This is a genomic window from Caproiciproducens galactitolivorans (genome assembly GCF_026672255.1).
GTDB classification, from domain to species: domain Bacteria; phylum Bacillota; class Clostridia; order Oscillospirales; family Acutalibacteraceae; genus Caproiciproducens; species Caproiciproducens galactitolivorans_A.
This window is the reverse complement of record NZ_JAPOHA010000007.1, coordinates 163,801-176,401: the sequence shown is the minus strand read 5'-3', so window position 1 is coordinate 176,401 and position 12,601 is coordinate 163,801. Positions and strand designations below refer to the sequence as shown.

14 protein-coding genes are annotated in these 12,601 nt (G+C 49.0%); all 14 read right to left on the bottom strand.

Annotated elements, in window-relative coordinates; all coding sequences use genetic code 11:
* Positions 1 to 9 precede the first annotated feature (9 nt).
* A complete protein-coding gene (gene rsmB / locus OUY18_RS08600) occupies positions 10 to 1,344 on the bottom strand; it encodes a 16S rRNA (cytosine(967)-C(5))-methyltransferase RsmB (protein ID WP_268058354.1) in 1,335 nt (444 codons plus the stop codon).
* A complete protein-coding gene (locus OUY18_RS08595) occupies positions 1,344 to 2,048 on the bottom strand; it encodes a zinc metallopeptidase (RefSeq protein ID WP_268058393.1) in 705 nt (234 codons plus the stop codon). The genes rsmB and OUY18_RS08595 overlap by 1 nt, the downstream gene beginning before the upstream one ends.
* A 21-nt stretch (positions 2,049 to 2,069) precedes the next feature.
* On the bottom strand, positions 2,070 to 2,993 hold the full coding sequence (gene fmt / locus OUY18_RS08590; protein ID WP_268058353.1) for a methionyl-tRNA formyltransferase: 924 nt from the start codon (positions 2,991 to 2,993) through the stop codon (positions 2,070 to 2,072).
* Between the two features lie 16 nt (positions 2,994 to 3,009).
* Positions 3,010 to 3,483 (bottom strand): peptide deformylase, encoded by a 474-nt coding sequence (def, locus tag OUY18_RS08585; RefSeq protein ID WP_268058352.1) that lies wholly within the window; start codon positions 3,481 to 3,483, stop codon positions 3,010 to 3,012.
* 15 nt (positions 3,484 to 3,498) lie between these two features.
* On the bottom strand, positions 3,499 to 5,952 hold the full coding sequence (priA, locus tag OUY18_RS08580; RefSeq protein ID WP_268058351.1) for a primosomal protein N': 2,454 nt from the start codon (positions 5,950 to 5,952) through the stop codon (positions 3,499 to 3,501).
* Positions 5,953 to 5,969: 17 nt separating this feature from the next.
* Complete coding sequence (locus tag OUY18_RS08575) at positions 5,970 to 6,179, bottom strand: DNA-directed RNA polymerase subunit omega (RefSeq protein WP_268058350.1); 210 nt, start codon at positions 6,177 to 6,179, stop codon at positions 5,970 to 5,972.
* Positions 6,172 to 6,783: a guanylate kinase gene (gmk, locus tag OUY18_RS08570; RefSeq protein ID WP_268058349.1), complete on the bottom strand. Its 612-nt coding sequence runs from the start codon at positions 6,781 to 6,783 to the stop codon at positions 6,172 to 6,174. The genes OUY18_RS08575 and gmk overlap by 8 nt, the downstream gene beginning before the upstream one ends.
* Positions 6,773 to 7,051, bottom strand: coding sequence for an extracellular matrix/biofilm regulator RemA (gene remA / locus OUY18_RS08565; protein WP_135659328.1), 279 nt, complete (start codon positions 7,049 to 7,051; stop codon positions 6,773 to 6,775). The genes gmk and remA overlap by 11 nt, the downstream gene beginning before the upstream one ends.
* A 27-nt stretch (positions 7,052 to 7,078) precedes the next feature.
* Positions 7,079 to 7,957, bottom strand: a complete 879-nt coding sequence (locus OUY18_RS08560; protein WP_268058348.1) for a YicC/YloC family endoribonuclease — start codon at positions 7,955 to 7,957, stop codon at positions 7,079 to 7,081.
* 155 nt (positions 7,958 to 8,112) lie between these two features.
* A complete protein-coding gene (locus OUY18_RS08555; RefSeq protein ID WP_268058347.1) occupies positions 8,113 to 9,510 on the bottom strand; it encodes an oxaloacetate decarboxylase subunit alpha in 1,398 nt (465 codons plus the stop codon).
* Between the two features lie 14 nt (positions 9,511 to 9,524).
* Positions 9,525 to 9,926 (bottom strand): biotin/lipoyl-containing protein, encoded by a 402-nt coding sequence (locus OUY18_RS08550; RefSeq protein WP_268058346.1) that lies wholly within the window; start codon positions 9,924 to 9,926, stop codon positions 9,525 to 9,527.
* Positions 9,927 to 9,971: 45 nt separating this feature from the next.
* On the bottom strand, positions 9,972 to 11,330 hold the full coding sequence (locus tag OUY18_RS08545; RefSeq protein WP_268058345.1) for an acyl-CoA carboxylase subunit beta: 1,359 nt from the start codon (positions 11,328 to 11,330) through the stop codon (positions 9,972 to 9,974).
* A 100-nt stretch (positions 11,331 to 11,430) separates the two neighbouring features.
* Positions 11,431 to 11,829, bottom strand: coding sequence for a hypothetical protein (locus OUY18_RS08540; RefSeq protein ID WP_268058344.1), 399 nt, complete (start codon positions 11,827 to 11,829; stop codon positions 11,431 to 11,433).
* Positions 11,753 to 12,586, bottom strand: coding sequence for a pseudouridine synthase (locus OUY18_RS08535; protein ID WP_268058343.1), 834 nt, complete (start codon positions 12,584 to 12,586; stop codon positions 11,753 to 11,755). The genes OUY18_RS08540 and OUY18_RS08535 overlap by 77 nt, the downstream gene beginning before the upstream one ends.
* Positions 12,587 to 12,601: the final 15 nt, after the last annotated feature.

Sequence of the window (12,601 nt, the reverse complement as noted above, 5' to 3'; positions counted from 1 at the left end):
CATTCACTCCTATTTTTTTCGAAAGGCCGCAATAAAGAATCCGTCCGTTCCGTGAACATGGGGCATCAGCGTAAGCTGATAGGCCGGTTCGTCCGCAGCATGATGAATCGCGTCGGGCAAATGAAGCGGCAGCGGTTCGAAATCGTCGTGGTTTTTTAAAAATTTATCCGCTACTTCAAAATTCTCTTTTGGGTTTAAAGTACAGGTAGAATAAAATAACGTTCCGTTGTCCTTTACGAATTTCGAAGATTTACACAGAATACGGTACTGCAAATCAGGCAAACTGTCAATAGCTGACTCCGATTTATATTTAATTTCCGGCTTTCTGCGAATAATTCCCAAGCCGGAACACGGAACGTCGCAAAGGACTCTGTCGGCGGGGGCAAGCTCCGTTTTGGGGTCGGACGCATCCCGGACCGCCGCGTCGATGATCGTCAGTTTCAAACGCTGAGCTCCCTGCCGGATTAACCGCACTTTCCCTTTGTATTGATCAAAAGCAAGAAGTTCGCCCTGATTCTCCATATTTTCCGCAATCGTGAATGCCTTGCCGCCGGGAGCGGAGCATACGTCCATCACTCGTTCCCCGGGTTCCGGATGAAACAAAAAACAGCAAAGCTGCGAAGAAAGGTCCTGTATATGAAAAAGCCCCTCCTGAAAACTTTTGCAGTGGCTGATCGAACCCGTTTGTTCCAGTTCCATTGCGTTTTCAAGCCAGGGAACAGATTTTGCTTTGATGCCTTCCAGTTCCAGTCTTTTCATTAAGTTTTCCTCGGAAATGGAAAGATTATTCACTCTGGCGAATATAGGCGGCTTCTGAAACGCGCTCTGCAGCAGGCCGATCATGCAATCGTTCCCGTAGGATTCCCGCCAGAGCCGAATTAACCATTCCGGACAAGAGTATTGAACGCTCAGGGATTTCAGCGGCTCTGTTTCCGGATCGGGCATTTTGATATGGTCGATATTCCGGATTAAAGAACGCAGCACCGCGTTAATAAAACCGGAAGCCTTCGCGGCTTTATTTTCCTTTGCCAGATTTACCGACTCGTTTACCGCCGCCGATTTTGGGATTTTTTCAAGATACAGAATCTGATACGCGCCCATCCGAAGGATTTCGAGCACCTGCGGCGACATCTTTTCCACCGGGGTTTTGGAAAATTGACCGATAATATAATTGAGCGTCAGCCTGCGCTCCAATACGCCGTAAAAAATAGCGGACGCCAGCGCTTTGTCCCGTTGATCGAGGGAACAGGCTTCCAGCGTTTTATCAAGGACAATGTTGGAGTAGCCTTCTTCAACGTCGACATGCAGCAGTGCCGCAAGCGCTGCGGACCTTGCATTTTCCATTAATCCTTACCCCGCCTGTTTCCCGCAAGCACAATCAGTCTTAAGAGGGACATTATCGCTGCAAAACTGGCCGCCAGATAGGTCATCGCCGCGGCTTTCAATACTTTTTTTGCACCTTCGAGCTCATCCGGATACATGATTCCCGATTCATCCAGCGCCCGAATCGCGCGCATGCTCGCGTTGAATTCAACCGGCAGGGTTACCAGCTGAAAAAGCACCGCCAGACTGAAAAGTGCGATTCCCAGATACACGACAAAATTATACTTTACCGGCAAAATCAGCCCAATAATAACAAGCGGCATTCCCAGACTGGAACCGAAATTTGTTACAGGAACCAGAGCCGCGCGGATTTTATTCGGAAAATAATCATGCGCGTGCTGTATCGCGTGGCCGGCTTCATGAGCCGCCACCCCTACCGCAGAAATACTGGTTGACGAATACACATCGTCGGAAAGCCGGATTGTGTTATCCCGTGGGTCAAAATTATCCGTAAGATTGCCCTGAATGCGCTGTATCTGCACACCCACGGCGCCGCCGAAGCGCGCGACGCTGTCCGCCGCCTGCGCGCCGGTCATATTGCGGATTGTCGAGATGCGGGAATACTTACTAAACGTAGATTTCACCTTGAACTGCGCGTACATGGTGACAATCAGCGCCGGCACAATAAACAGAAAATATGTATAGTCGAAGTAATAAAATCCCATTCCCATTTTGAAACACCTCTATTATTTTAAAATCATTCCTTCTTCAACGGGATGCCCGCGAAGAAAATCTTTGCCGCTCATTCTTTTTCCGCCTTCATACTGGACTTCCAACAGTTCCAGGGCGGTATTGCCGCCGCAGCAGACAACAAACACACCATTCTCATTCACCGGATGCCCGGCTTCTCCCGAACAGCCATCCGCAATTTTCGTTTTGTGTATTTTTAAAAGCTTGCCGTGAAAAGTGGTATTTGCAACCGGCCACGGAGACAGGCCCCGCACTAAATTGTGAATTTTCTGTGCCGGTTTGTTCCAATCAATATGCGAAAGCTCCTTCGTCAGCATGGAAGCGTAACCGGTTTCCGAATCCCCCTGCGGAATCCGCTGTAAGGTACCCTCTTCAACGCCTTGGAGCGTTTTCAAAATCAGATTCGCACCGAGCTGTGAAAGCCGGTCGTGCAGTTCGCCCGCAGTTTCCTCCGGCCCGATTTCTGTTTTTTCCGCCAGCAGCATATCGCCGGTGTCCAGTCCTTCGGCCATATACATGGTCGTAACGCCGGTTTCCTTTTCCCCGTTGATCACCGACCATTGAATCGGCGCCGCGCCGCGGTATTTCGGCAGAAGGGAGGCGTGAACGTTCATACAGCCATAAGGCGGAATATCCAGAATTTCTTTGGGCAGGATTTTCCCGTATGCGACGACGACGATTGCATCCGAATGAAGGTCTTTGATTAATTGAGCCGCTTCCTCCGTGCGCAGGGTTTTTGGCTGAAAAACCGGAATATTATTTTCCTGCGCAAGCACTTTAACCGGCGGCGGGGTTAAGGTATACCCTCTGCCTTTCGGCTTATCCGGCTGTGTGAAGACGGCGCAGACGTCATGCTTTTCGATGATGGATTTCAGACACGGCACGGCAAAATCCGGCGTGCCCATAAAAATGATACGCATTGAATCACCCAATTCGTTATTTTAAGTTCGCCAATTCTTCCTCGTCCAGCATATGGATTACGTGGGATTTAAACAGGATACCATCCAGATGGTCGATTTCATGGCAGGAAACCGTAGCCAGTAATTGTTCGCCTTCCATTTCAAAAAATTCGCCTTTCCGGTTCTGCGCCCGTACCTTCACATGCATCGGGCGTTTGGTAATTCCGTATTGCCCAGGTGAAGAAAGGCATCCTTCCAGGCATTCCTGTTCCCCGCTTTGTTCAAGAAAAACCGGATTAATCAACTCCAGCGGGCCTTCGCCGATATCGATCACGACAGCGCGGCGTAAAATTCCCACCTGCGGTGCGGCCAGTCCGACACCGTCCGCTTCATGCATGGTTTCCTGCATATCGTCGAGCAGATCCGCCAGCTTCTTGTCAAATTTCTCGACCGGATGAGAAATTTTATTCAGAAAAGGATCTCCTTCTTTTATAATGTTTCGAATCGCCATAATTATACCTCCAATTTATAGAATACTGTCCGGGTTAATGTCTGCAAAAACCGTAACAGATTTATAATCACGATTTCCGGAAAACTGGATCAGCAATCGGGAAATCATTTCTCTGAATTTTGCAGTATTGCGGCATTTTATAATTAATTTATATCTATATTTATTATTTACCTTTCCGATTAATGCCGGGGTAGGATTTAAAACCCTCATCGGCTGTTCGGGATATTCGCTTTTCGCCAGCACTGTAAGATTATTTAAAAAGGTTTTGCTGGCTTTATGTACCTTATCCTGCACGCTTCCTACAAAACCGATTACGCAGATATCCGAATAAGGCGGGTAAAGCATCGCCTTGCGGATTGCGATTTCCCCTTTGTAAAACGCCTGATAATCCTGCCTTGCGGCCAGTCCGATCACCGAATTCTCCGGGGTAAACGTCTGAATCATTGCTCTTCCGGCAAATTTACCCCGGCCGGAACGGCCTACCACCTGCGTAAGCAGGTCAAACGCACGCTCATAGCTGCGGAAATCGTCGCTGTATAATATCTGGTCGGCGGAAAGCACTCCGACAAGCGTAACATTTTCAAAATCAAGGCCCTTCGCCACCATCTGCGTACCGACGATCATGTCGTACTCTCCTTCGGCGAAAAGCCGCAGTTTCTTTTCGTAAGCGAAGCGCGTCATGGTGGAATCGGTATCCAGCCTTAAAATGCGTGCATCCGGCAAAAGCTCCTGCAACTGCTGCTCGGCACGCTGCGTCCCCCAGCCTGTATAGCAGACCTGATTTTCGTGGCACTGCGGGCATTCCTTTGTAAACGGAACGGAGTAGCCGCAGTAATGGCACATCAGACGTTTGTTGGCGGAATGGTAAGTAAGGGAAATACTGCAATGCGGGCACATGACAACCTGTCCGCAGTTCTTGCAGGAAACAAAGGTATGGAATCCTCTTCGGTTCAGCAAAAGGATCGACTGTTTTCCGTTTTTCAGATTCTCCGTTAAAGCGGCAAACAGTTCCGTGCTTAAAATCGTATCGTTTCCCTTTTCCAATTCCGTATTCATATCGATTACCGTCACTTCCGGCAGCTCCGCGCTGCCGAACCGGGTGGATAATGTATTCAGGCTGTAGCGCCCGTTCTGCGCAAGGTAATAGCTTTCTATGGAAGGGGTTGCGGACGACAGGACAAGAAGCGCCTTGTGATATGCACAGCGGAACTTTGCAACGTCGCGCGCATGGTAACGCGGGGATGATTCCGATTTATAGGTATATTCCTGTTCCTCATCCATGATGATAATGCCGAGATTTTGAAAAGGAGCAAACACAGCGGAACGCGTGCCAACCGCGATCTGCGCTTCCCCGTTTTTTACCCTTTTCCACTCGTCCAGACGTTCTCCCAGCGAAAGCCCACTGTGAAAAACGGCCACGCTGCGGCCGTACCTTTGGTGGAACAGAGCAATGGTCTGGGGCGTAAGCGAAATTTCCGGCACCATCACGATAATCCCGCGGCCGTCCGTCTTTACCTCGTCAATCAGCCGCATAAACACGGACGTCTTTCCGCTTCCGGTTACACCGTACAGGAGGGATACGCCGCCTTTTCCGGACCGGTACTGCTGATATAAATGGTCGAAGGCCTCTTGCTGTTCCGAAGAAAGCACAATATCCCGGGAATCTCCGGCACCGGAAATATGGTCATACGGATTCCGGTAGATTTCAACATCAAAGTATTGCACAATGCCCTTTGATTCCAGCGTGTTTACAACCGCAGGGGTTACTCCGGCAAAATAGCATAGCTCCTTCAGGGAAGCGCTGCCTGCTTCACAAAGGAGATCGTACACGTTTTTCTGCTTCTTCGTAAGCTTGGGTACGTCCGAAATATCCGTCAGACGAACCATCTTCTGCGCCGCGTCTCCAACCCTGCGTACAGCCTCACTGCTTTTAAGAAGGACATTCTCGCCGCAGAGCTTTTGGGGGATTTCCGAATCGGCGGCAAGGCCCAGGGCAAGAAGCAGCTTATCCCGGTCAACAGGGGCTTTGGCATGCGCCAGATAGTGAATGATCTGCCGCTCCGGTTCGCTGAAATCTTCCATGGGAAGGGAATCCGGCTTTACCGCCAGAGAATATTCCGTTCGGATTTTCAAATTCATTCCGGTAGGCAAAAGAAGCTTTACCGCGTCAAAAAGGGTACAGAAATAATGTTCTTTCAGCCATGGCACCAACCGAAGGCCTTCATTTGAAAGAAGCGGCGCCTTGTCAAGCACAGCCAGGATTGGTTTTAAGCAATCTGTTTCTTTTTGTACCGCAAGCGCGAGGATGATTCCCTGCCGTTTGCTGTTGGCTCCGCCGAACGGAACCATTACGCGGCATCCCGGTTTCGCATTCGCTGAAAGTTCTTTCGGAATACAATAGTCGAAAGCCTTGTCAAAATGATAGACGGTTTTTTCAACCGCAACTTTTGCAATGGTAAATTCGGACATATTTTACCTCAGAAATTTTATTCCGATTTTCCTTTTTTTGGTTCGATAACTACATATTTATGCTCCATAAGCTCATGGACGGCCATGTCGACCGGTTTTTCCGTTAATATTTCACCCTTATCCTCCGCGTTGGCTGCGATTTCTCTTGCTCTTTTGGAAACGGCAACCACAAGGGAATACCGGCTTTGATCGGGTCCTATAATAAGATCTGCAGATGGTTTAAGCATTGTTTAAGATCCTTTCAATTAAATTATTGTCACGCTGTACTTTATGCTTTTCGGCACAAAGGATATGAATGATTTCATCCGCCGCCTGATCCACCGTATTATTGATAACAGCATAATCATAATGAACAGCTTGTAAGATTTCGCTCTGCGCGACAGCAAGTCTTTTTTCAATGACCTCGTCACTTTCCGTGTGGCGGTTTCTTAACCGGTTTTCAAGCACCTTCAGCGATGGAGGCAATACAAAAACGCCGACGCTGTCCGGGCATTTCTCTTTAACCTGCGCTCCGCCCTGGACTTCAATTTCCAATATAACATCGAAGCCCTCCGAAAGCCATTGTTCGATTGGTCTTTTGGGAGTTCCGTAAAAATTGCCGCAGTACCCGGCGCTTTCAAGCATTTCCCCGTTTTCCGCCATTTGATGGAACTTTTCTTTCGTTATAAAATAATAATCCTTCCCGTCGGTTTCCCCCGCTCTCGGGGAACGCGTTGTTGCGGATACGGAAAGACGGATATTCGGATTTTTTTCAAGCAGCCGTTTCAGAATCGTATCCTTCCCGGCACCGGACGGGCCGGAAAAAACAATCAGGAGACCTTTATTCTTCATCTTCTTCGAGTTCCTCCTCGGTCAGATCCTCTTCGCGGTCGTTCAGGCGGTTTGCAACGGTTTCCGGCTGTACGGCCGAAAGGATAACGTGGTCGCTGTCTGTAATGATCACCGCCCTGGTACGGCGTCCGTAAGTCGCGTCGATCAGGGTGCCTCTTTCCTTGGCATCCTGAATCACACGTTTAATCGGGGCGGATTCCGGGCTTACGATGGCAACGAGACGATTGGCGGAAACCATATTGCCAAAACCGATATTAATAAGCTTCATAATTACTCCTTACGATTGCCGCGGCAATCATTCGATATTTTGTATCTGCTCGCGAATTTTTTCAATTTCCGCCTTGATATCCACAACCATATAGGCGATCTGCGAATCCACACATTTGGAGCCGATTGTATTCGCTTCACGATTCATTTCCTGAACAATAAAATCCAGTTTGCGTCCAATCGCTTCATTGGAATTCAGCATATTGGCAAACTGGTCAAAATGACTGCGCAGGCGTACGGTTTCTTCTGAAACCGCCACTTTATCTGCAAAGATTGCCGCTTCGGTCAAAATCCTCTGCTCGTCTATATTGGAGTCGCCGAGCATTTCCTGCATCTTTTGGGAAAGCTTTTGCTGGTATTCGCTTACCGTTTGGGGCGAGCGCTCCTCGATTTTGCCGACAATTTCCAAAATCGTTTGCGCACGCTGCAGCACGTCGTCCTTCAGGCGGGCGCCTTCGGCTTCCCTCATGGCAAGAAAGGCCTGCAAAGCCTCATCCGTCACCGCTTGAACAGAATTCCAAATAACCGCCTCGTCTTCCGGCGCTTTATGAACCGTAAAAATATCGGTATATCTTGAAACGGTTCCTACGGAAATGTCTTCCCTTAAATTATAGCGCTGCGAAAGCTCCCGCAGGGCGTTAACATATCCGGCGGCCAAAGAATGGTTCACCAGTACCTGTGCATCCACGTCCTCCATGGTTTCAACAGACACGAAAACATCGATTTTCCCTCTGGAAATTTTACTTTGCAGATAGGATTTCAATTTATCGTCTAAAAAACCGTATCCGCGGGTGATGCGGGAAGAAAATTCAAAATATCGGTGATTCACGGATTTTATCTCAACAATGATATTCCGCCCGTTCATCATTTTCTCGCATCTTCCAAAACCGGTCATGCTTCGAATCATGCATTATCATCTCAATTCACTTTAAAATCATACGGAATTGTTTGGCATTTGAAGTAGGACATTATTATTATTTTATCAGTTTTTTGCTGTCATTGTCAACCAGAGAGCAAAACAATTCAGCCCCATTGTTGAGGCTGAATTGACAATCATCATATTTAGACCGGATGGATCATTTCTTTTGCATCGGCATGTTTCCCGTCGATCCCGTATTTCTTTTCCGCGCGTTTTTTAAAGAAGTCCGTCGCAACCTTCGGGAACTGCGCGTAGGACAGGACGTCTTCCTCCTGCTCTATCCACTGTGCACACTCTTTCCGCAGAGATTCCAGTTCCGGCTGCAGCAAATCCGCCGGACGGCAGGTTATTCTTTCCGTATCGCCGATGATCTTCTTTGCAAATTCATCGTCAATCGGAAGGGGCGTTGTTCCGTATTTTCCGGCGACTAAGTCCTTAAACTCGTTAGTGCACATTTTATAGCGCTCGCCGGTTATCACATTGTAAACGGCCTGCGTACCGACAATCTGCGAAGTCGGAGTTACCAGCGGGGGATATCCGGCGTCTTTGCGGACGCGGGGTACTTCCTGCAGAACCTCTTCCAGTTTGTCCGCTTTGCCCGCCTGTTTCAGCTGAGAAAGCAGGTTGGAAAGCATTCCGCCCGGAACCTGATAAATCAAAGCCTTCGTATTCGTCGCGAGCATCTTGGGGTCGAGCAGTCCGCTCTTAATGTATTTCTCTCTTATCGTCATAAAATATTCCCGAATCTCATTTAAAAGGACGAGATCCAGGCCGGTGTCGTACTCCGTGCCCTTCAGCGCCGCCACCATGGACTCCGTCGGGGTATGGGACGTGCCGAGCGCTAAGGGGGACATGGCCGTATCCAGCATATCGATTCCCGCCTCGACTGCTTTCAGCTCGCACATGGAAGCCAGTCCGGAGGTGTAATGCGTATGCAGCTGTACAGGAATTTTAACGGCTGCTTTAATAGCCTTTGTAAGGTCGTAAGTCTCATAAGGCGTTAACAGCGCAGCCATATCTTTAATACAGATGGAATCTGCCCCTGTTTCCTCAATTTGCTTTGCGTAATTCACATAATAGTCGTGGGTAAAAACAGGGCCGGTCGTATAGGAGATTGCTACCTGTGCGTGCGCGCCCTCTTTTTTTGCCGCCTTAATGGCTACTTTCAGGTTTTTAATATCATTCAGCGCGTCAAAAATTCGGATAATATCAATTCCGTTTGCAACGGAGCGCTGAACAAAGTATTCCAGAACATCATCCGCATAATGGCGGTAACCCAGCATATTCTGTCCTCTGAAAAGCATTTGCAGCTTCGTGTTCGGGCAGTTTTTGCGGATCGTCCGGAGTCTTTCCCAGGGATCCTCGTCTAAGAAGCGAAGGCAGGCGTCGAAAGTTGCTCCGCCCCAGCATTCAAGCGAATGATACCCGACCTGATCAAGCTTGCCAAGGATCGGCAGCATATCCTCAATCGGCATTCTGGTGGCAATCAGGGACTGGTGCGCGTCACGCAGAACGGTTTCGGTAATTCCAATTTTTTTCATTTTTCATTACCTCCTTAATGGAGGGAAACAAGAGGAGTGCCGGAATCGACGGCGTCCCCTTTGTTTACATGTACGGCTGCCACGGTTGCGTCGTGCGGAGCCATAATTTCGTTCTCCATCTTCATTGCTTCCAGAATAAGCAGAACATCGTTTTTCTTTACGCTTTGCCCCGGAGCAACATTGACGGATACGATGGTTCCCGGCATCGGGCAGGATATCAGCTCCGCGTCGGCCGGAACCTCGGCTTTTGCGGCCGGAGCAGGTGCCGGGGCGGGCGCAGCAGCAGGTTTCGGGGCTGCCGCCGGTGCTGCGGATACCGCAGGGGCAGAAGGTACGGAAACAGGAGCCGCACTCCCGGCTTCCTCTACCTGAACATCATAAACGGTGCCGTTAACGGTTATTTTTAGGTTCTTCATTTCGTTGACCTCCTAAATATTCAGAATTCGTATGAACGGTAAGAATTATATTTGAATATTACTATGTTTTTTGGAAAGTCCGGAAACTCTCTTTTCCGAAAGCATCTGAAGGTTTGTGATAACGCGGATCCGTGTATCTTCCGGCTTAATAATATCCTCAATGTATCCGTCTGCGGCAACGGCAAACGGAGAAGCTTCGGTTTGTTTATATTCCTCAATTAACTTTTTACGGTCCTCAACCGGGTTCTCGGAACCAGCCAGACGGTCATTCCAAAGGAAGACGGCCGCCGTCTCCGGCGCAAGCGGCGAAACCACCGCATTCGGCCAGGCCATCGTGTAGTCCGAATTCGCCCCGCGGCCGGCTACTGCGATATAAACCGGGCCGTAAGCGGAACCGGTTATCACCGTAATCTTTCCCGTGGTCGCTTCCGAATAGGAACTGGAAAGCTTGGACGCTTCCCGAAGGGATGCGAATTTCTCCGCATTGACGAAAGTAACAATCGGAAGAGAAAACGCGTCGCAGAACCGGATAAAACGGGCTGCCTTTGTGCACGAATCCGCGTCGAGCACGCCGCTCAACGCAACAATTCCGGTTGTTGAACCGTCAATTTCAGCAAGACCGGTTATGGAAGAACTGCCGAACCGATCCCCCAGCTCTATAAAACCGTCGTCGTCACATACGGCGGTAAGGATTGTCTTTATCTCGGAATTCTCGTTCAATTCCGTCTCATCGCTGATAACCTGCATCTCCAAAACCGGAATACCGGACAGGTTATTGGAAGGAAGGAGCGTAATCAGCTTGCGCACGGAAACAATAGCTTCCTGTTCATCTTTCGCAAGAATATGGCAGATACCCATTTTTGCCGCCTCATCCGCCGAGCCTTTTTCTCCGTTTGTATCGATGGTCAGTTCCCCTTTGTCAGACATTACAATAAAGTCGGCGCTTGCGGCAATCATTGCAGAGGTACCGATGCAAGGCCCGAGAACCAGGGAAATCTGCGGCACAACGCCGGAAAGTTCATTCGCATTTGCGAGGACGTCACCGTACGCGGCAAAAATGTCGCTTCCCTCTTTCAAGCGCCCGCCGATTGAATCATAAATGCCAATAACCGGAGTTCCCGTTTTTAAGGCAAGATTATATAATTTTCTTATCTTTGAAGCTTGTGCTTTCGACATCGCTCCGCCTTCAATATCCCTGTTTTGGGAAAATACAAAAGCAGGACACCCCTCAATCGTGCCATACCCCGTAATTACTTCCGCCAAGTTTTCACCGGATCTGGCATAGCAGTCTAATTCATTAAAACTGCCGGCGTCAAATAAAGCGTTGATGCGTTGATAACCTGTTGTACTCTCTATCGAGTCACGCAGACGATGCAACAGTCCAGCATTGTCAACCTTATTCATTTTTATTCCTCCAATATTGGTAAAATACTTGTGAAAAAATTTACATATTTCATATAAATTATAATATATTCCAAACTGAAAGGCAAGGGGATAATATCATTTATTCGTTATGATGGCAAATCTTTACAAAGTTGGACAGAGGACATACCATTTTTCCGTTTTTGGGCGTGAACCCGGCCGACTGAAAAAACGGTTCCCAGTCGGCAATTTTTGATTCCATCTGATAAGCGCCGACTGCCGCGCCGAAGGAAGCTGCCGCTCGCATCAGGCTGTCCGCGCACATGCGGCTGTTCCCGTCCGATTCCGAAAAATCCTTGCAGCCGAATACTTCCATTTTCAGCATGCGGATGGTAGAAGATTTTAAATCGACCGCGATATAGCCAAGCTCATCCGCGCCTTCACGCATGAGAAGAATCCGGGCATTATCTTCCGCGCCGGGGGTGGACTTTAAAATTTGCCCGGCCCGGGTCGGGTCCTTGAGCGGCAGTATGGAAATCATCCGGTTCACCCCCTAAATTTTGTAACTGCTTGTCTTCTTTTGCTCCGGCCATCAGCTTTTTAACTTCTTCCTTCGTAAGCGGACGCCATTTTCCGGGCTGAAGCATGCCAAGTTTCACCGGGCCGACCGCGATGCGTTTCAGCCTTGCGACTTCCAAACCAAGCTGTTCGCACATTTTTCGAATCTGCCGGTTTCTTCCTTCATACAAAACAATTTCAAGAACGACGCGCCCGGATTCCTGCGAAAGGACATTGACCCTTGCGGGCGCTGTTTTTCTGCCGTCGATTACAATGCCGACGGCAATCTGCGTCAACTGGTCTTCCGTTATGGTGGGCCGGATCGTTACGCGGTAGGTCTTCGGAATATGAAGGGAAGGATGCGTCATTGCGTTTGCGAACTCCCCGTCATTGGTCATGAGGAGCAGCCCTTCGGATTCCCTGTCCAGACGTCCGACCGGATAAATGCGCTCCGGGATATCCTTCACCAGTTCGGCTACGCATTTCCGGTCCATTTCATCGCTCATCGTCGTAATAAAGCCGCGCGGCTTATGCAGCATGATATAAATTTCTTTCACATGGGTATCCAGAAGTTTGCCCCGGATGCTGACTTTGTCTTTTTTCGGATCAACCTTATCTCCGATTTTGGCGGTAACACCATTTACTTTTACATCCCCGGCGGAAATCATTTCTTCCGCTTTTCTGCGGGAAGCGATTCCACAGTCCGCAAGCATTTTTTGCAGTCGAACGTCTTTTGCCATTTTGTTCATCCTTTA